Origin of the sequence: Streptomyces sp. NPDC020898, from assembly GCF_044333925.1 — a bacterium.
Taxonomy (GTDB): Bacteria; Actinomycetota; Actinomycetes; order Streptomycetales; family Streptomycetaceae; genus Streptomyces.
This window is the reverse complement of the sequence record NZ_JBIRRV010000006.1, coordinates 68,246-86,722: the sequence shown is the minus strand read 5'-3', so window position 1 is coordinate 86,722 and position 18,477 is coordinate 68,246. Positions and strand designations below refer to the sequence as shown.

The 18,477-nt window shown below is 71.0% G+C and carries 16 protein-coding genes and 1 tRNA gene; 6 read left to right on the top strand and 11 right to left on the bottom strand.

Translation table 11 applies throughout. From position 1 onward, the window contains the following. Positions 1-2: 2 nt before the first annotated feature. From ACH4TV_RS20360 to ACH4TV_RS20320, 9 genes are all read right to left on the bottom strand, one after another. Positions 3-836: a PhzF family phenazine biosynthesis protein gene (locus ACH4TV_RS20360; RefSeq protein WP_398399940.1), complete on the bottom strand. Its 834-nt coding sequence runs from the start codon at positions 834-836 to the stop codon at positions 3-5. After that, on the bottom strand, positions 821-1,201 hold the full coding sequence (locus tag ACH4TV_RS20355; RefSeq protein ID WP_398399938.1) for a hypothetical protein: 381 nt from the start codon (positions 1,199-1,201) through the stop codon (positions 821-823). Before ACH4TV_RS20355 ends, ACH4TV_RS20360 begins: the two co-directional genes overlap by 16 nt. Beyond that, complete coding sequence (locus ACH4TV_RS20350) at positions 1,191-3,101, bottom strand: anthranilate synthase family protein (RefSeq protein ID WP_398399936.1); 1,911 nt, start codon at positions 3,099-3,101, stop codon at positions 1,191-1,193. The genes ACH4TV_RS20355 and ACH4TV_RS20350 overlap by 11 nt, the downstream gene beginning before the upstream one ends. Then, complete coding sequence (locus ACH4TV_RS20345) at positions 3,098-3,721, bottom strand: isochorismatase family protein (RefSeq protein ID WP_398399934.1); 624 nt, start codon at positions 3,719-3,721, stop codon at positions 3,098-3,100. Before ACH4TV_RS20345 ends, ACH4TV_RS20350 begins: the two co-directional genes overlap by 4 nt. Before the next feature lie 41 nt (positions 3,722-3,762). Then, on the bottom strand, positions 3,763-4,950 hold the full coding sequence (locus tag ACH4TV_RS20340) for a 3-deoxy-7-phosphoheptulonate synthase (RefSeq protein ID WP_398399932.1): 1,188 nt from the start codon (positions 4,948-4,950) through the stop codon (positions 3,763-3,765). A gap of 73 nt (positions 4,951-5,023) precedes the next feature. Beyond that, entirely contained in the window at positions 5,024-5,503 is a 480-nt protein-coding gene (locus tag ACH4TV_RS20335; protein WP_398399930.1) for a PhzA/PhzB family protein, read from the bottom strand. 43 nt (positions 5,504-5,546) lie between these two features. Continuing rightward, on the bottom strand, positions 5,547-6,755 hold the full coding sequence (locus ACH4TV_RS20330) for an acyl-CoA dehydrogenase family protein (RefSeq protein ID WP_398399928.1): 1,209 nt from the start codon (positions 6,753-6,755) through the stop codon (positions 5,547-5,549). A gap of 224 nt (positions 6,756-6,979) precedes the next feature. Continuing rightward, positions 6,980-8,416, bottom strand: a complete 1,437-nt coding sequence (locus ACH4TV_RS20325) for an FAD-dependent oxidoreductase (protein ID WP_398399926.1) — start codon at positions 8,414-8,416, stop codon at positions 6,980-6,982. A 274-nt stretch (positions 8,417-8,690) separates the two neighbouring features. Next, the gene (locus ACH4TV_RS20320) at positions 8,691-9,539 is read right to left on the bottom strand and encodes an SAM-dependent methyltransferase (protein ID WP_398399924.1); all 849 of its coding nucleotides are present in this window, start codon (positions 9,537-9,539) and stop codon (positions 8,691-8,693) included. A 247-nt stretch (positions 9,540-9,786) separates the two neighbouring features. Here ACH4TV_RS20320 and ACH4TV_RS20315 point away from each other — a divergent pair, with 247 nt between their 5' ends. Beyond that, on the top strand, positions 9,787-10,806 hold the full coding sequence (locus tag ACH4TV_RS20315) for an Lrp/AsnC family transcriptional regulator (RefSeq protein ID WP_398399922.1): 1,020 nt from the start codon (positions 9,787-9,789) through the stop codon (positions 10,804-10,806). Positions 10,807-10,878: 72 nt separating this feature from the next. On the opposite strand, the gene ACH4TV_RS20310 is transcribed toward ACH4TV_RS20315, so the two are convergent. After that, the gene (locus ACH4TV_RS20310; protein WP_398399920.1) at positions 10,879-12,327 is read right to left on the bottom strand and encodes an MFS transporter; all 1,449 of its coding nucleotides are present in this window, start codon (positions 12,325-12,327) and stop codon (positions 10,879-10,881) included. 388 nt (positions 12,328-12,715) lie between these two features. Here ACH4TV_RS20310 and ACH4TV_RS20305 point away from each other — a divergent pair, with 388 nt between their 5' ends. The 4 genes from ACH4TV_RS20305 to ACH4TV_RS20290 are packed head-to-tail and all read left to right on the top strand — an operon-like array spanning position 12,716 to position 17,397. Beyond that, entirely contained in the window at positions 12,716-13,738 is a 1,023-nt protein-coding gene (locus tag ACH4TV_RS20305) for an MDR family NADP-dependent oxidoreductase (RefSeq protein WP_398399918.1), read from the top strand. 45 nt (positions 13,739-13,783) lie between these two features. Then, positions 13,784-14,884, top strand: coding sequence for a phenazine antibiotic biosynthesis protein (locus ACH4TV_RS20300; protein ID WP_398399916.1), 1,101 nt, complete (start codon positions 13,784-13,786; stop codon positions 14,882-14,884). Further along, positions 14,884-16,278, top strand: a complete 1,395-nt coding sequence (locus ACH4TV_RS20295) for an aldehyde dehydrogenase family protein (protein WP_398399914.1) — start codon at positions 14,884-14,886, stop codon at positions 16,276-16,278. The genes ACH4TV_RS20300 and ACH4TV_RS20295 overlap by 1 nt, the downstream gene beginning before the upstream one ends. Positions 16,279-16,317: 39 nt before the next feature. Next, a complete protein-coding gene (locus ACH4TV_RS20290; RefSeq protein WP_398399912.1) occupies positions 16,318-17,397 on the top strand; it encodes an Lrp/AsnC family transcriptional regulator in 1,080 nt (359 codons plus the stop codon). A gap of 57 nt (positions 17,398-17,454) precedes the next feature. On the opposite strand, the gene ACH4TV_RS20285 is transcribed toward ACH4TV_RS20290, so the two are convergent. Then, positions 17,455-17,531 (bottom strand) — tRNA-Pro (locus ACH4TV_RS20285). Between the two features lie 150 nt (positions 17,532-17,681). Here ACH4TV_RS20285 and ACH4TV_RS20280 point away from each other — a divergent pair. After that, entirely contained in the window at positions 17,682-18,392 is a 711-nt protein-coding gene (locus tag ACH4TV_RS20280) for a transketolase (protein ID WP_398399910.1), read from the top strand. Positions 18,393-18,477: the final 85 nt, after the last annotated feature.

Genomic DNA, 18,477 nt, shown 5'->3' with positions numbered 1-18,477 from the left:
CGCTAGACGTGGAGGGTCCCGTGGGCGGCGACCGTGCCGTGTCCGCCGACCTCGACCGAACGGACGTGATCGCCGGTGCCCTCGGCGGTGGCGATCATGAGGGACGGGCGGCCCATCTCGACACCCTGGAGGATCTCGAGCCGCTGCCCGTAGGCGCCGAGTCCGTGCCGGGCCAGGTGGACGGCGAGAGGGCCGGCGGCCGAGCCCGTCGCCGCGTCCTCGACCACGCCGTAGGCGGGCGAGAACATCCGGGCCCGCCACCGGGTGCCCGAGCCGGCGAAGCAGTTGGCGGCCATGTCCGGAAAGCGGCTCAGGGCACGGTGGTCGGGCCGGAGGGCGGACAGCGCGGCCACGCTCGTAAGGCCCACGAAGACATGCCGGGGGCCGTTGCGGTAGATCTCGACGGGCGCGACGGTCTTCTCGACGCCCAGGGCCGCGAGCAGTTCCTCGCGGTGTTCGTACGGCTCCCAGGTGGGCACCGGTTGCCGCATGCGGACGGCCAGGACACCGTCGTCGTCGGCGAGTTCGAACGGGACGGTGCCCATCGCGGTCTCCAGCAGGAGCCGGTCCTCCTTGAGGGCGTGGCCCAGCGCCACCGCGGTGCCGAGCAACGGGTGGCCGGCGAACGGCAGTTCGTTGACGGGGGTGAAGATGCGGATCCTGGCGTCGCCGTCCTGCTCGGGCGGCAGTACGAAGGTGACCTCGGAGAGGTTCATCTCCCGGGCGATGCGTTGCATCAGGTCGGTGGTCAGGTCGGCGGCGTCGAAGAAGACGGCCACGGGATTGCCTTCGAGCGGGGTGCGGGCGAAGGCGTCCACCACTACGTATTCGTGCACGGCTGTTCGTCCCCCGAGGTCGCTGCTGCTGATGCGAGTGCCATGAACGCGGGGCCGAGGCCGTCGGGTCCGGGCAGCGTGTGCACGCCCTCGACAGCGGCCTCGACGTCGAAGCGGGTGCGGTGGGCGGGCGGGCCGCCGATCAGCTGCGCGGCGCGGTTCGGCGGCAGCGCGGCCGGGCGGTCCGCCTCCCAGAGCATCACCGCGCCCCACCGGTTGTGCCGGCGGTCCGCGATCCAGAGTTTCAGCCGCAGCCCGGGGACGTCGCTCCAGTCGGCGACGGCGCCGTCCCGCAGGTGCTCACGCAGGGAGTCGATGGTCTGCGGCGTCCCGTCGAGGTCCCACCAGGCGATGTCAACCCGCACGGCCGAGCACCTCCTGGATGGTGCGGCCGACGATGCGCGGGCCGTCGACGGTGAGCACCGACTCGGCGTGGAACTGCATCGAGGCGAAGCCGGGCCCGCGCAGTGCGTGCACCTGGCCGGTCGCCGCGTCCCGGCTCACCTCCACCGGCCCGACCCCCTGGATGTCCAGCTTGTCCTCGCCGCTGCGGGCGGTGAACGTGTTGTAGAAGCCCACGCGTTCACGGCTGCCGAACAGGTCGATCTCCCGTTGCACGCCCTGGTTCGGTACGTCCCGGCGGATCAGGTCGAGGCCGAGACCGAGGCTGAGCACCTGGTGGCTCAGGCACACGGCGACGAAGGGCCGCTGCTCGGCCAGCAGGCGGTCGACCGCCGAGCGGAGGCGGCTGATCTTGGAGTCGTCGGCCGCGCGGGGGTCTCCGGGACCGGGACCCATCACGACAAGGTCGTTGTCGCCGAAGGCGTACGGGTCGTCGAAGTGACGAACCGTCACTTCCATGCCGAGGGAGGCGAGTTGGAGCCCGATCATGGCGGTGAAGGTGTCCTCCGCGTCGATGATCAGGGCGCTCAGCCCCGCCAGTCCGGCCACCGCGGGCTGCCGGGCGGCGCTGTCGTCGAGCCAGAACCGCGCGATGCCGGTGTTGCGCCGGGTCAGGGCCGCTCGTACGTCCGGATGACTGCCATAGCGGACCGGGCCCCCTGATTCCAGCGCGCCGAGGAGCCCGGACGCCTTGGCCCGGGTCTCGGCGACCTCCGAGAGCGGGTCGGAGTGGCGTACCAGCGTGGCGCCGGTACCGATCCGTACCCGGCCGTGGGTGTCGATGTCGGCGGTGCGGATGAGGATGGCCGAGTCGAGGGGGCGTACGCCACCCGTGTCCCGGCCGATCAGCGCCGCGACACCGCTGTAGTAACCGCGGCCCTCGGGCTCGTACTTGTGGATGATCCGTACGGCGCTCTCCACCGGGCTGCCGGTGACGGTGGGGGCGAACAGCGTCTCGTGCAGGATGTCGCGCACGTCGCGGTCGGTGCGGCCCTCGATGATGTACTCGGTGTGGGCCAGCCGGGTCATCTCCTTGAGGTAGGGGCCGAGAACCCGGCCGCCGCCCTCGCAGATGCGGGCCATCATCTTCAGTTCCTCGTCGACGACCATGTAGAGCTCGTCGGTCTCCTTGCGGTCGGCGAGGAACTCGGTGACGCCTTGGAGCGTGGGGCCGGCCGGGGGGTAGCGATAGGTGCCACTGATCGGGTTCATGACGGCCGTGCCGCCGCTCACCGAGATGTGCCGCTCGGGGGTGGCGCCCACGAAGGTGCGCTCCCCGGTGTGGATGACGAAGGTCCAGTACGCGCCCTGCTCCCGCTCCAGCAGCCGCCGGAAGAACGCCAGCGCGTGGCGGAGCGAGTAGTCGGTGATGTCGGCGAGGAAGGAGCGCTTGACCACGAAGTTGGCGCCCTCGCCGGTGCCGATCTCGTCCGCCACGACACGGCGTACGGTCTCGGCGTACCGCTCGTCGTCCACGTCGAACCCGTGGAACGTCACGTCGGTCGGTGTGTCCGGGAGCCGGAGCAGGAGTTCCGGCACGGTCACCCGGTCCTGGCCGGTGACGGACAGGGCGATGAGCGGTGCTCCGTCGTCGGGGGCCGTGAAGCCCCGTTCGGTGATCTGCCGGTAGGGCACCACGACCAGGACGTCGTGCTCGGGGCCCGGTGTGCCGGGTGACGGTTCGGTGAGGGGGATCTTCGCCAGGGTCTCGGGCAGCGTCACGTCTCCGACCAGGACGTCGACGGTGTCGGGGACGCCGGTCTCCGGCCGGTGCAGCAGGGCGAAGGCGGGTGCCCGCAGGCTCAGTACCCGGTCGAGGAGGTCGGCGGGGCGGTCGGGGTTCCGGCCGTGCGACGCGGTCATGCGAACACCTCCGTGGAGGGGAGGACCACCGCGCAGCGCTGGGCCGCGTAGTCGAGCGTCGTCCGGTGGTGGGCCTCGGAGAAGTCACCGAGGGCGTCGGCGGCGAGGAAGGTCTGGATGTCGTTCGAGAACGCCTCCAGCGCGGTGGTCAGGATGCCGACATGGGCGTACACCCCGCACAGCACGAGCTGATCGCGGCCCGCGTCTCGCATACGCCGCAGCAGGTCGGTGCGGAGGAAGGCGCTGTAGCGCCACTTGGTGAGGACCCAGTCGTCCTCGGTGGGCGCGAGCTCGGGCACCACCTCCCGGTCGGCCGGGGCAGTGCGCATGCCCGGGCCCCAGAAGTCCTTGAGCAGTCCGCGCTGTTCGTCGCTCATCCCGCCGGGCTGTGCCGTGTACGCCACCTGGACGCCCAGCGCGGCGGCGCGCTTGCGGAGCGCCGCGGCGTTGTGGACGAGGTCGCCACGCAGGGGGTCGGGCAGCGCCTGGAGGAAGTAGTGCTGCATGTCGTGCACGAGGAGAACGGCACGCTCCGGGTCCGGGGTCCAGGTCGCCACGTTCTCGGGGAGGCTCGGGGCGGTGGGGAGGGGATACGACGCGATGGGGGGCAATCCGGCCATCGGGGTTCCTTTCCGGAGAGGGGAGGCGTCGGCATGCCGGGTCAGAGGGCGTCGGCCCAGGCCGCGACGAGGGACACGGCCTGCCGGGAGTTGAGGCGCGGGTCGCAGAACGTCGTGTGCCGCTCACCGATCCGGCCGAGCGCCGAGACGTCCGCGGCGCACTCCGTCACGTCGTCCGGGGTGGTCTCCAGGTGGAGCCCGCCGGCCACGCCGCCGGCCGCCGCGACCGCGTGGGTGAAGCCGTGCACCTCGCGGGCCACGGTGGTCAGGAGCCGGGTCTTCTTGCCGCCGGGAGAGGTGATCGTGTTGCCGTGCATGGGGTCGCACAGCCAGATCACCGGGTGCCCGGCGGAGCGGACCGCGGCCACCAGCGGCGGCAGTAACTCGCCGACGACATCGGCACCCATACGGGAGATCAGCGTGAGCCGGCCGGGCTCGCGCAGCGGGTCGAGGCGCTCGCACAGCGAGGTGATCTCCTCGCGCGTCATCGTCGGACCGACCTTGCAGGCCACGGGGTTGACCACGCCGGACAGGAGTTCCACGTGGGCGCCGTCCAGGTGGCGGGTGCGCTCGCCGATCCACGGCCAGTGCGTGGAGCCGAGCCAGCGGGTGGCGTCGCCGAGCTCGCGGATCATCGGGACCTCGTAGTCCAGCAGGAGCGCCTCGTGGCTCGTCCACACCAGCGGTTCGATGCCGGGCCACCCGCGCAGGGCGGGGGCGCGCCAGCCGAGGTGTTCCACGATGTCGCTGGCCGCCATGTAGCCGGTGAGGATGCGCAGCGGGTCCGGGCGCCGGGTCTCCGGGGCGGGATGCGGGTCGTTGACCATGTGCCCGCGATAGACCGGCAGCGTCAACTCACCGATCTGCTCGAAGGAGTTGGAGCGGGGCTTGGCGAACTGGCCGGCCATGCGGCCGACCCGCAGCACGGGTTTGCCGGTGAGCATCTTCAGGGTGGCGGCCAGCAGGTCGAGCACGGCGGTCTTGCGCCGGACGTGTTCCGCCGTGCACTCCTCCGGGTCTTCGGCGCAGTCTCCCGCCTGGACGACGAGCGCCTCACCCGCGGCGACGGACGCGAGGAGCGACCTGAGGGTGCGGACGTCGTCGACCCGGACCAGCGGTGGCCGCGAGCCGAGGATCTCCCGCACGCGCCGGACCTGTGCGGGGTCGGGCCATTCGGGTTGTTGCAGGGCCTTGGCCCCTTGGATGTCGGTAACTGCTGCTTGTCCCACGACAGTGCCCCCGGGGAGCGGAGAGGAAAGTGACGTTCCGGCTGATGGCGGGCCGCGTGTGCGGGCCCGCGCGTCAGGTGGGGATTCCTTCGCGCTCGACGCGCGGAACCGCTATTCCCAGGGCCTTGAACTGCTGGCAGGGATTCATGAACTCGCGCTGCTGCTTTATCTTTCCGTGCTCGAACAGGAACGAGTGCAGGAAGTGATTCCGGTAGTACCCGTCAGGATATCCGGGAAAGAGGATTCTTCCCTCCCCGTCGCATTCGACCCAGAAACGGTCGGGGTCCTGGGTGTCGAAGATCTCGACGTCGGTCCAGACCCAGTCGGGGAAGCACTTGAGCGACCAGACGGCGTGCTCACCCAGCCGGTCACGGCCGCGGATCACGATGGGCTCGCCGCTCTCGGTGGTCCACAGGCCTCCGGTGCCGTCCTCGGTGAACAGCAGGTGGCGCCGCAGCCGGGCCTCGCCACGGGTTCTCATGTACTGCTCGACGACGGCACGGTTACGGGCGCGGACCTCGTCCTCGCCGGTGGGTGTTCGGGGTTCTGACATGGCTGTCCTCTGCTCTGCGGTGGAGGGAGGGGGAAGGCGCCGCTCAGACGATGAAGCTGATGTCGCGCGGGTCACCGCCGACCAGGGCGCGGCCGTAGACCTGCTCGGGGATCCCCATCCCGAAGCCGGCGTGGCGGCTGCCGACGTTGATGTCGCGCCACAGCCGCTGCAGCGGGTTGGACTCGTTGAACGCGGAGGAGCCGTGGGCGGTCAGGAGCGTGTCGACCGCCTCCCGGCACAGCCGTCCGACCTGGGCCGACTCGAGCCGGTTGCGGGCCCGGACGGTGAGGTCGGCGTTGACGCCGGCCCGGGCCAGCTCGTCGACCGTGCCGGCGATGCGGGCCGCCACCAGCTTCGCCGTGTCGATCTTCGAGGTGGCGTCGGCGAGGTCGAGCTGGAAGGTCGGGGACTGCGTCTGGTCACGGTAGGAGGAGCCGGCCACGGGGCGGGTGGGGCCCTTGTCCCGGACGAACGCGAGGGCGGCCTCGGCCGCGCCGATCAGAGCGCCGATCAGTCCGATGGCGAACAGGCCGGTCAGGCTGTTGCGGTAGGGCAGGGCGGGGTCGACGACACCGTCGGTCTCGCCGTGCAGGACGGGCAGGAAGGGCACCAGCCGGTGGCGGGGTACGAAGATCCGGTCGGCCACCACGGTGTTGCTGCCCGTGCCGCGCATCCCGGCGAAGTGCCAGGTGTCCTTGAGGGCGACCTCGTTGCCGTTCAGCAGCGCGAACCGCATGTCGGGCCGCCCCGATCCGGTGGGGACGGCGATCAGGACGCTGACCCACTGGGCGTGCAGGCACCCGGAGACGTACGCCCACTCGCCGCTGACCACGACGCCGCCCTCGACCGGCTCGACGGCGGGCGAGGGCAGCCCGAGCACCAGGGCGCAGCGTGCGTCGGGGTCGTCGCCCCACACCTCGTCGCCCGCCGCCGCGGGGAAGAGCGAGGCCATGAAGTTGCCGGCGTTCAGGACGCCGGCGATCCAGGCGGCGGACGGGCAGCCCCGGCCGAGCGTGGTGGCGACGTCGAGGAGCGTGCGCATGTCCGTCCCGTAGCCGCCGAGCCGGCGCGGCGTCATGAGCCGCAGCAGTCCTGCCTCGGTCATGGCCGCGACGACCCGGTCGGAGAGGCGCCGCTCGCGCTCGCACTCGACGGCGTCCTGCCAGAGCAGTTCCCGCAGTCCTTCGGCCCGCCCGACGAGTTCTTCCCGATCGGGAATCCTTACGTCGCTGGAGATTACGGAAGTCGTCATTCCGAATCATTCCTTTCGAATTTCTCGGCGATGAGCACGCTAGGGTTCGAAAAACTCCGGAGTCAAGACATTTGATTCTCGGTTGACCGGGAATTTGGAATGCCGGAAAAGGCAGCACGAACCGACCCGGCGGCTTTTCGTGTCGCGTTCGGGCGTGCCGAATTTCTCGGCCTGGAAAGGAGCCTGGAAGGGAGCCTTCGAGGGAACGCCGGCGGGAAGGAGAGCTACGGCTGCCGGGCCCGCTCCGGGTCCGGCCGGCGGCGCAGATTTCCGCGCACGACCCGTCCGACGGTGCCGGGGCGAAGCAGGATCAGGGGCGACGAGAGCAGCGAGCTGACCTTGACGAACTCCTGGGTGAGTGCCGGGTCCCGTTCCGCGGCGGTCAGCAGCGCGCCGAAGCAGGCGTTGGTGAGGCGGGCCGGAAGCGGGCGCGGACCCTCGACCTCGGGGAGCGCGAGGTCGCTGCCGACGGCCATCTGCCAGGCGACCTCGATCCGCCGGGCGGCCGCCCTGAAGAAACGTTGCGGCAACCGGTCGAGCCCCTGGGTCAGGCAGGTGCGCAGCGCCTCGGCCTGGAGCGCGGCCACGGACATGCCCTGGCCGTAGACAGGGTTGAAGCTGCAGATCGCGTCGCCGAACACCAGGAGCCCCTCGGGGAAGCGCGCCAGCCGTTCGTAACGACGGCGCACACCGGCGGGGTAGCGGTGGGCGACCGGGGCGTCGAGGGGCTCGGCCGCGCACAGTGCCTCGAACACGTCCGGCGGGACGATGGGCTTGGCGAACTCCAGAAAGTCGCTCGGATCGGTCGGCGGATGGTGGCCGCCGTAGCCGATCAGGGTGAGCATCCAGCGATCCGCCTCGTGCTGGAGGAAGGTGGCGCCGGTCGGCCGCCCCGGCTCGGCCCCCACGATCACGACCTTGCGGCGGCCGAGGGCACCGGGCGCGAGCCGCAGGTTCCGGCTGACGTACTTGATGTCGACCGCGATCCGGTCCTCCGGGGGCGGTTCGTGGCCGAGGTCGGCCAGCCACCGGGTGGTGCGTCCCCCGCGTCCGGTCGCGTCCACGACGAGGTCCGCGGCGAGCTCACGCCCCTCCCCGCCTGCCTCCACCACCCGGGCGCCGATGACGCGTGTTCCGTCCGGCGTGCTCAGCAGGCCCGCCGCCTCGCACCGGTCGACCACCTCCACGTTCGGCAGCGCCCGTACGCGGGCCCGGACCCGCCCCTCCAACTGGGGCCGGGTCGGCTGGTAGGTGGGGATGGCGTCGGCATAGCGGCCGTCCTGACACAGGAGGTGGCCGCCGGGCGCGAAGTGCATCTCGGTGGGCTCGCGGACCACGGGGACCCCGTGCGCCTCGAACTCCTCCAGCAGGCCGGGGAACATCCGCTGCAGCCCCTGGGTGCCTGCGGGCAGGATGGCGTGGGCGTGCCGGCCCTGCGGCACCCCGCGCCGGTTCTCGTCCGTCTGCGTGAGCGTGTCCCGGTCGACGACGGTCACCCGGTCGAACGCCTCGGCCAGCACCCGGGCGGCGAAGAGGCCGCCGATGCTGGCGCCGAGCACCACGCAGTGACCGCCCCTCCTCGTCGGCGGGCCGCCCGGGCGGCTGTCGCTCCGTACCCGCGGAGCCTGTCGGTCGTGCGGGCGTGCGGTGGCGTCAGACATGCGCTTCCTCCGCTGTCCGAGGGGTGGGGTGGTGGCGCGAGTGCCGTAAGAAGAACAGCGGGACCGGAGAATTTCCGGAGGCCCGGATTCCTGTTGTCCGGCCCGGGAGAATCGGCTGCCGGGAGGCGCCCCGGTGAAATCCCGGAACTTCGTGGATATCCAGTGCGCGACCCGGGACACCCGAATCGTCTGGACCAATACACAGGAGGGCGTCCAAAAACACGGAACGGGTGGCGGAATTCCGAGTTCCGAATAATTCGCTCGTCATGTTCGGTCAGACTCCGGAACGGTCGAGTACGGCCGTCGCCAGCCAGCACGCCGGGAGCGGTGCGACCGTGCGGCCCTGGCCGATCCGCGGATCGTCGCCCGCGTACACCCGGGCCCGCCAGCCGTGACCGCCCAGCCATTCCGCGAGGTCGTCGCGGGCGGAGAGCCACCGGGCGCCCTGTTCCTCGACGCGCTCCCGCGCGGGCCGGCCCTCCTCCTGGAGCATCGCCGCCTTGAGGTGCTCCAGCGTGAGCCGGCTGCCCGGCGCGGACAGCTTGCTCACACCGGCCAGCAGGGCCTCTCCGGCGGCATCGGTGAGGTACATCAGCAGTCCCTCGACCAACCAGACCGTCGGCAGCCCGGGGTCGAACCCCGCAGCACGAAGGGGTACGGACCAGTCCTCGCGCAGATCCGCGGCGATCCCGTGCCGTGCGCACCGCAGGGGGAGGCCGGAGTGGGCGATCAGGCCGTCCTTGAACTCCGTCATCTCCGGCAGATCGACCTCGTACCACTGGGTTCCGTCCGGGAGGTCGAGCCGCACGGTGCGGCCGTCCACCCCGGCGGCCAGGGTGACGACCTGGCGGATTCCGCCGCGGACCCCGGCGAGGATCTCGTCGTCGAAGAACCGGGTGCGCACGGCGAAGTACGTGGGGAATCCACGGGCGCTGGTGTGCGTCTGCTTGATCACCTCGGCGACGTCGGCCAGGACCGGATCCTCCGCCAGGGCCGAGAGCATCGCCCCGGCGAGCGGATCCCGGAACAGCGCATCCGGACGCTCACTTTCCATTTGACGCATCCAGGCGATGAAGAGCGCGGTCTGCCCGACTCCGATGGAGGGCGCCCTGAGTTCCACCATAAAATCCTCCCCAAGGAGAGTTCAATTCGACGGAAAAGCCTGGGTCGATGCACTCGGATCATCGCGCTTCAAGAATTCGCAAAGACCGCGCAATGTTCCGGCTTGAGAGGCCCGAAAGAGGTCCGAGAGGTCATCTCGAACGGTGGGCCAATGGAATTCTGTGGACATCAGCGGCTGCGATGGTAGCGGTATCTGCGCTATCTTCAACTTTATTCCACTGAGCACGCCCCCACTGAAGGATGTGTGCATGCTCGACGACCTGGACCGTGCCCTGATCCACGCATTGCACATAGACGGCCGCGCGCCTTTCAGTCAGATCGCGGCCGCCCTCGACGTGTCACCGCAGACCGTCGCCCGCCGCTACCGGCGGCTGCGCACCGAGGCGTCCTTACGTGTCGTGGGCCTGTCCGACCCGGATCACGCCGGGCAGACGCAGTGGCTCGTACGGCTCACCGCCGCCGCCAGCTCCGCCCAGGACCTGGCGCGCAGCCTCGTCCGCCGGCAGGACACCTCCTGGGTGAAGCTCACCTCCGGCGGCACGGAGATCGTCGCGATCATCCACACCCCGACCGACGCCGCCGCGGGCAACTCCCTGCTGCTGCGCGACATCCCCCGCACCAACAACATCACTGCGGTGTCCGCCCACTGCCTGCTGCACACCTATCTCGGCGGACCGACGAACTGGCGCAGAAGCGCCAACACACTCGACGAACGGCAGCAGCGCCTCATGCGCGAGCACGAGGCGGCCGACACCTCGTACGTGCCCGTACCGAGACAGCTGACGAAAGCCGACGCCGGCCTGCTGGCCGCCCTGCAGAAGGACGGGCGGGCCACCCACGCGGAACTCGCCCAGGCGACCGGCTGGTCCCCGGTCACCGTGGCACGACGGCTCGCCGATCTGCAGGAGGGCGGCGCGATCTTCTACGACGTGGAGGTGGACACCGGGCACTTCGGCGCCAACACCCGTGCCCTGCTGTGGATGTCGGTCAGTCCGGCGCACCTGGAACACGTGGCGACCACCCTGGCCGGCCACGACGAACTGGCCTTCGTCGCCGCGACCACCGGTCCCACCAACCTGGTCGCCCAGGCGCTCTGCCGCGACCCCGCCGACCTGCACCACTACCTGGCCCGGCGGCTCGGTTCGCTGGAGGCGATCCACACCCTGGAGACGAGCCCGGTGCTGCAGGGCCTCAAGGCGGCGAGCCCGATCATCACGGACCTCGCCCGCACCCGGCTTCCCACGGCCCCCGCACGCACGCGGATCTGACGCGCGACGGCCCGGACATGCCGACGCGGCGGCCCGAAGGCCGCCGCACGGACTGCTCGTGCCCGGACCCGATCAGTGCGCCAGGCCCTCCGGTGCGCCCTTGTCCGCCATCGGCCTGCTGGCCGCGAAGGCGACCAGCACCAGGGCTACGGCCACCCAGAAGGCGACCTGGACGGCGTGCAGGGCGGACGCGGCACCTCCGTCGCCTGCGCTGCCCAGGTAGACGCTGCCGAGGATCGCGACGCCGAGTGTGGCGCCCAGCTGCTGGACCGCGTTGAGCAGCCCGGCGGCCGAGCCGATCTCCTGCGGCTGCAGCGGCTTGAGGGCGATGGTGAAGAACGCGGGGCTGAAGAGTCCGACCCCGATCCCGACGATCCCCAGCGCGAACAGCAGCGCGGTCGGGTAGGACCCGGGATCCGCCGCGTGATAGACGGCGATGGCGGCCAGCGCGCCGACCAGCAGTACGGCAAGGCCCAGGGACATCAGGCGATGTCCGTAACGCCTGACCAGGTGGGCACCGGCCACCCAGGACGCCACGGCCAGCCCGACCGACCAGGGAGCAAGCGTCAGCCCCGCCTTGAGCACGCCGGTACCCAGGCCCAGTTGGAGCTGGAGCACGATGACCATCATCAGACCGTTGGTCACCGCGAAGAAGGACGTCGACGTCACCAGGGCCGCCGCGAAACCACGACGGGCGAACAGACTCGGCTCCACCAGCGGACTGCGGCCGGCGGCGGCGACACCGCGCTGGTGCACGGCGAACACCACCATCAACAGCAGCCCGCCCGTGATGGCCGCCCAGCTCCACCCGGACAGCGCGCCGAGGTCGGCGCCGATCAGGGGGTAGACGACGAGTCCGATACCGGCCATGGCCAGCAGCGTGCCGGTCAGATCGAGAGTGGGCCGCTTCGGGGCACGGTTCTCCAGGAGCCTCGGCGCCAGCCCGAGGACGACCAGCGACACGGGGACGTTCACCAGGAAGACCGCGCGCCACGACGAACCGAACAGGTCGGCATGGGTGAGCACACCGCCGAGCACGGGTCCGCAGACAGCGGCGAGGCCCATCACGGGCCCGATGCTGCCCAGCGCCTTGGACATCTCGGGCCCGGCGAACATCGTCTTGATCAGGCCGATGGTCTGCGGAATGATCACGGCCGCCGCGACTCCCTGCACCACCCGGAAGGCGATCAGAAGCCCTACCGAGGGCGCCACGGCGCAGGCGGCGGAGGCGAGCATGAATCCCGTGACGCCGATCACGAACAGCCGCTTCCGGCCGGCGATGTCGCCCAGCCTGCCGCCGGTGATCAGCAGCACCGCGAACGGCAGGGTGTAGGCCGTGGTGAACCACTGGATGTCCGACACCGACCCGCCCAGATCGGCATGGATCGCCGGTGCGGCGACCTGCACGATGGTCGCGTCCAACAGGTTCATCGCCTCGCCGAGGAGCAGGGCGGTGAGCGCCGGCCACCGCCATCGGTACGCCGCCGTGGCAGGCGGCGCAAGCACACGCTCAGCAGTCATCGGGAGTTCCTCTCCACCGTCGTCGACACGTCGGCCCGGCCCCTGGAACGGGCATCGGGGCCGACCACGAGTCAGCGTGGCGGCGCGGTGGCGAGGTGCTCCAGCCGGCGCCCGTAGATGGAGGATTCCTTCCATGGGCGGCATCCTCGGTGTCGATTTCCCCCGACCGAGGTCCTGACCGCACCCGCCGTCACCGAGGCGCCCACCGGACGGAGAGCCCAGGGCCCGACGTGAGCTTCCTTCAGCACGCGGCCCCTGATGGAAGAAATCCTCCAGTCCGCCGTTCCGGCTGGAGCGCACCGTCGTGGTCACCTCACGCTGGATTCCCCAACCACCCGCTGTGCGCCGAGGTTCCCCTTCGTTGCGTTCATCCCGTTCAGGAGCGTGAATGGCTGCCCTGCCCGCCACCCAAAGGGAAGTCCGTCTGGCCGCCGAGCCCGACGGGCTTCCCCTCCCGGAGCAATTCCGCGTCGTCGAAACGCCCGTCGTAGCGCCGGGCGAGGGCGAGGTGCTGGTGCGCAACCTCTACTTCCATGTCTTCGCCACGTTGCGCATCCTCATCGCGGGCGCGACCCGGGACACCCCGTTCCCCGCGCTCGCCCCCGGCGACACGCTGGTGGGAGCCGCCGTCGGCGAGGTCGTCGAGGCCCCCGAGGACAGCGGCCTGAGGCCGGGCGACGTCGTCTCGCACTGGCTGGGCTGGCGCGAGTACGCCGTCGTACCCGTCGCCGAGTGCACCCGGCTGGACCTGACGTCGCTGCCCGACCCGATCGCCCATCTGCAGCAGGGCTGGACGGCGTACGCGGCGCTCACCCGCGGGGTCGAACTGCGGCCGGGGGACACCGTGTTCGTCTCCGCCGGCGGCAGCGGCATCGGTTCGATGGCCGGGCAGATCGCGCGGCTGCTGGGGGCCGGCCGGGTCATCGCCAGCACCGGATCACAGGAGAAGGCCGAACGGCTGCGCACCGAACTCGGATACGACGACGTCGTGATCCGCGGTGCGGCACCGCTCGCCGAGCAGCTGGCGAAGGCGGCGCCCGACGGCATCGACGTGTACGTCGACAACGTGGGCGGCGAGCAGCTGCGGGCAGCTGTGGACGCGGCGCGCCCCGGCGCCCGGTTCGTCCTGATCGGCGCGCTGTCCGGACAGCTGGCCCCGGACGGCACCGGGACCACGGCGCCGGTCGAGCTGGACTCGCTGCCGCTCATTCACAAGCGGATCGAGATACGCGGCTTCAGCTCCGACGACTTCGACGACAAGGCCGAGTGGACGGAGCGGTTCGGGGCCTGGCTCAGCGCGGGAGAGATCACCTTCCCTCATGTACGGATCAAGGGCATCGAACGCGCGCCGCAGACCCTGCTGGAGGTGATCGAGGGACGGCACATCGGCGCCGTCGTCATCGAGCTGTAGCTCCGCACGACCTCCCCCAACGAGCCCATCGAGCAAGGAGTGACTGTGCCATCAGCCGCCACCGAGATCCTCGACCTTCCCCTCGACGTCCGGCCCGAGCCGGACGAGCTGATCCGCGCCGCCATGGAATGGCACTTCGGCCCCGAGACGGGGTCGCCCTTCTGGCTGGAGCGGGCCAAGACCCTGCCCTTCGATCCCCGCACCGACGTCAAGACCCACAAGGACCTCACCCTGTTCCCGAACGTGGCCGCGGAGCTGAGGGAGGTGCGCGCACACGACCTCGTACCGCGGGGCTATGGCCGACACCCCGACGTCGTCGGCGTGTTCGAGAGCGGCGGAACCACCGGCGCCCCGAAGCGCGTAGTACTGCTGCGGGACTGGATGGAGCGCATGCTCCACTGGAGCAACCTGAACCTCGACGCCCACGGCTTTCCCCGGGGCGCCGACTGGCTCGGTCTCGTCCCGACCGGCCCGCACATCGTGGGCGAGTACTTCCGCCGTTCCGCACACACACACGGCCGGCACGGTTTCACCCTCGACCTCGACCCGCGCTGGGTGAAGAAGCTCATCGCCGCCGGACGCGGAGCCGACGCCGACGCCTATGCCGAACACCTCGTCGACCAGGCGGCGTTCGTCCTGCGCACCCAGGACATCGGCGTCCTGACCATCACTCCCCCACTGCTCGAACGCCTGGCCAGGCGCGACGACCTCGCCGAGCTGGTCGACGAGAAGGTACGGGCGATCCGCTGGGGCGGTACCCAACTGGACCCCGACTCCCGCTTCCTCTACCGGACCGAGGTCTTCCCCACGACGGTCCTCTGCGGGAACTACGGCAGCACCATGATCCTCGGCTTCGCCGGCGAGCGGCCGGGGCTTCCCGACGACGCGGGCTGCGTCTTCGACCCCTACAGCCCGTACGTCACCTTCTCCGTCGTCGATCCGGCGACCTTGCGTCCGGTCGGGTACGGGGACCGGGGCCGCGTCCTCGTCCATCACGTCAGCAAGTCGTTCTTCCTGCCCAACAACCTGGAACGGGACGTGGCGACCCGCATCGAGCCGCTCCCCGGCCAGGCGGGGGACGCGGTGGCGGACATCGCTCCGGTGGCGACCTTCGAGAACGAGCCCGTGATCGAGGGTGTCTACTGATGGCCCAGCTCCCTTCTGGCCCCTCCGGCCTCGTCCCGCTCGACGCGCTGGGCGCCCAGGGCGCCTATCGGTCCCGGAACCGGCTGACTGTCACCGACGTCGCCGGCCGGGAGAGCGCGGAACTCAGCCTCGTACCGGCCCTGTTCGTGGACCGCACGATGAAGGCCCTGCACCGGGCGACCACACCCGCGCCCGACGAGCGGATCGGCATGATCGGCCGGGCCGCCGATCTCTTCGCCGGCGCCACGCTGAACGGCCTCACGCCCGAGGACTACGCATACCGGGTCAGCCGGGTCGGCGGGACGCCGATCTCCGTGGTGCGGGCCACTGCCGCGGCCATCGCGCAGCGGCTGCGGAAGGTCCACCACGGTGTGGACCAGGCCCGGCCGACCGGGGCGGTGACCAGGTGGGACGATCCGCTGACCCGCGCCGGCCGTGCGGTGTGGACACGGCGCGGCAACGTCTTCGCGGTGCACGCGGCCGGCAACCATCCCGGCCCGCACAGCCTCTGGCCACAGGCCCTGGCCCTCGGCTACCGCGTCGCCGTCCGTCCTTCCCGGCGCGAGCCGTTCACCCCGCACCGACTGGTCACCGCGCTGCGCGCCGCGGGCTTCGGCGACGACCAGGTGGCCCTCCTGCCCACCGACCACGCCACCGCCGACGCCCTGCTGCGGGGCGCCGACCTGGGGCTGGTGTACGGCGGTGAGGACATGGTGCGCAAGTACGCCGCCGATGCCTCGGTCCTGCCACAGGGCCCGGGCCGTTCGAAGATCCTGCTGACCCGTGACATGGACTGGCGGGAGCACATCGACACCGTCGTCGACTCGGTGAGCGGCCACGGCGGCACAGGCTGCGTCAACACCACGACCGTCCTCGTGGAGGGCGACCCCGCCCCGCTGTGCGCCGCCCTCGCGGAACGTCTGGCGGCAGTGCCGAGCCTGCCACCGGAGGATCCGGGGGCGGTCTTCCCCGTCCAGCCGCTCGTCACGGCCAAGGCGCTGGAGGCCCATCTGCTCCACCGGGCCCACGGCACCAGGCCGTGGCTCGGCGGCGACGGCGTTCTCGACGAACTCGGCGACGGCAGCGCCGTACTGCGCGCCGCGGTCCACCAGCTGGACCGGCCCGACGCACCGCAGACCGCCGCGGAACTCCCCTTTCCCTGTGTGTGGGTAGCCCCCTGGACACGCGAGGCGGGGGTCGGACCGCTACGGAACAGCCTGGTCCTGACGGCGATCACGCACGACGACCGCCTGGTGACCGAACTGCTGGAAGAACCCTCGATCAGCAATCTGTACGTCGGGGATGTCCCGACCCACCGAATGGAGTCCGGTCTGCCGCACGACGGCTACCTCGCCGAGTTCCTGATGCGCTGCAAGTCCGTGATCAGGCACTGACCCGACCCTGTCCGGCGGGGCGTGTGAAGGATGGTGTGCATGCTCGACGAACTCGACCGCGCCCTGATCCACGCGCTGCACATCGACGGACGCGCCTCCTTCGCCCAGTTGGCCACCGTACTGGCGGTGTCGCCGCAGACGGTCTCGCGTCGCTACGACCGGCTGCGCGAACAGGCGGCGCTCCGCGTCGTCGGACTGTCCGACGCCCGGCTGACGGGTCATGAGCAGTGGCTGCTGCGGCTGACCACCGCCCCGGAGACCGCCCTGGACCTCGCACACGCCCTGGTGCGCCGCACGGACACCTCATGGGTGTACCTCACGGGTGGGGGCACCGAGATCGTCGCCGTGCTGGAGACCCCGTTGGGCACCGCCCACGGCCACTCCCTGCTGCTGCACGAACTGCCGCCCAGCGTGGGCCTCACCGCCGTCTCCGCCCACCACCTGCTGCACACCTACCTGGGCGGGCGCACGCCGTGGCGGATGAGCGCGAACGCGCTGACACCGCGGCAGCAACTCGCGCTGCGGGCAACGAGAAGCGGAGGGGAACGGGAAGGGGACCGGGGAAGGGACCAGGAAGAGGGCTGGAGGGAAGGGGGCATCGAGTCACCGCCCCCCGACCAGCACCGGCACCGGCACCGGCACCGGCACGTACAGCTCTCCCCCGCCGATCACGCGCTGATGGCGGCACTGCGGCGTGACGGGCGCGCCGCCGTCGGGGAACTCGCCGCCGGTACCGGATGGTCCCCGGCCACGGTCTCGCGCCGGCTGGACCATCTGCGAGCCTGCGGAGCGATCTTCTTCGACATCGAGCTCGACCCCGCGCTACTGGGTGGCAGCGTCAAGGTCCTCCTGTGGATGGCGGTCGCCCCGGCTCATCTCGACGAGGTGGCCACGACCCTGGCCGGCCACGACGAGCTCGCCTTCGTGGCACACACCACCGGACCCACCAACCTCGTGGCACACGCCCTGTGCCGGAACACCGCGGCCCTTTATCGCTACCTCACCGACGGCCTGGGCTCGGTCAAGGCGATCCGCACCCTGGAGACGGCCCCGGTCCTGAAGACCCTCAAGGCAGTGGGCACCCTCCCGTCCCCCGGAGCGCCTTCCCGTCGTGAGTGAACGCGAAAAGCCGCCCTCCCGTGAAACGAGAGAACGGCTTCCGACCTGCATTGAAGCTGGTCGGGACGACAGGATTTGAACCTGCGACCCCTTGACCCCCAGTCAAGTGCGCTACCAAGCTGCGCCACGTCCCGATGCCCGTCTGACCTGGGGTTTCCCCTGGCCGAACACGCATGGAAACAATACCGCACTCGGGTCGGTGGTCGCGCACTCCTTTATTCGTGCTCCGGCATGCGGACTCCGGCCTTGACCTCAAGTTTGGTCGAGGTCGCACGATCGTCTGTATGACGATCACAGCGACACACGGCCACCCCACGTACGAGTACGCCGAGCTGACCGCGCTCATGGGACGGATGACCGGCGACGAGAAGCACGGGCCGGCGGCGACGTCCACGCTGGACGTGCTCTGGGTGCTCTACGACCGGGTCCTGCGGGTCGGTCCGGATCGGATGACGGACCCCGGGCGGGACCGGTTCCTGCTGTCCAAGGGGCACGGGCCCATGGCGTACTACGCGGTGCTCGCCGCCAAGGGCTTCCTGCCGGCCGACTGGCTGCCCGGCTTCGGCTCGTACGACTCCCCGCTCGGGCACCATCCCGACCGGGTGCTCGTGCCGGGGGCCGAGATCGGCAGCGGCTCCCTCGGGCACGGTCTGCCGATCGCCGTCGGCACGGCGCTGGGGCTGCGCGCCCAGGGGCTCGACGGGCCCGCGGTGTGGGTGCTGATCGGCGACGCCGAACTGGACGAGGGCAGCAACCACGAGGCCATCGCCTTCGCCGGCCCGGCCGGCCTCGACCGGCTGCACACCGTCGTCGTCGACAACTCCTCCGCCAGCCATGCCCGGCCCGGCGGGATCGCGGCCCGCTTCGAGGCCGCGGGCTGGTCCACGGCGACCGCCGACGGCCGCGACCACGAGGCCCTGCACGCCGCCTTCACCGCACCGCATCCCGGCCGCCCGCACGCGGTCGTGGCACGGGTCGAACCGAAGTCCGACTGAACCCACCCTGCCCGACGCGCACACCGCCCGGCCCGACCGGCCCGACCGACCCGACCGACCTGACCGACCCGACCGACCTGAAGGG

Excerpts from the sequence above, each read along its gene's own strand:
- ACH4TV_RS20350 (WP_398399936.1), bottom strand. The coding sequence starts at position 3,101 with ATGACCGCGTCGCACGGCCGGAACCCCGACCGCCCCGCCGACCTCCTC.
- ACH4TV_RS20345 (WP_398399934.1), bottom strand. The coding sequence starts at position 3,721 with ATGGCCGGATTGCCCCCCATCGCGTCGTATCCCCTCCCCACCGCCCCG.
- ACH4TV_RS20335 (WP_398399930.1), bottom strand. The coding sequence starts at position 5,503 with ATGTCAGAACCCCGAACACCCACCGGCGAGGACGAGGTCCGCGCCCGT.
- ACH4TV_RS20330 (WP_398399928.1), bottom strand. The coding sequence starts at position 6,755 with ATGACGACTTCCGTAATCTCCAGCGACGTAAGGATTCCCGATCGGGAA.
- ACH4TV_RS20325 (WP_398399926.1), bottom strand. The coding sequence starts at position 8,416 with ATGTCTGACGCCACCGCACGCCCGCACGACCGACAGGCTCCGCGGGTA.
- ACH4TV_RS20320 (WP_398399924.1), bottom strand. The coding sequence starts at position 9,539 with ATGGTGGAACTCAGGGCGCCCTCCATCGGAGTCGGGCAGACCGCGCTC.
- ACH4TV_RS20315 (WP_398399922.1), top strand. The coding sequence starts at position 9,787 with ATGCTCGACGACCTGGACCGTGCCCTGATCCACGCATTGCACATAGAC.
- ACH4TV_RS20310 (WP_398399920.1), bottom strand. The coding sequence starts at position 12,327 with ATGACTGCTGAGCGTGTGCTTGCGCCGCCTGCCACGGCGGCGTACCGA.
- ACH4TV_RS20305 (WP_398399918.1), top strand. The coding sequence starts at position 12,716 with ATGGCTGCCCTGCCCGCCACCCAAAGGGAAGTCCGTCTGGCCGCCGAG.
- ACH4TV_RS20295 (WP_398399914.1), top strand. The coding sequence starts at position 14,884 with ATGGCCCAGCTCCCTTCTGGCCCCTCCGGCCTCGTCCCGCTCGACGCG.
- ACH4TV_RS20290 (WP_398399912.1), top strand. The coding sequence starts at position 16,318 with ATGCTCGACGAACTCGACCGCGCCCTGATCCACGCGCTGCACATCGAC.
- ACH4TV_RS20280 (WP_398399910.1), top strand. The coding sequence starts at position 17,682 with ATGACGATCACAGCGACACACGGCCACCCCACGTACGAGTACGCCGAG.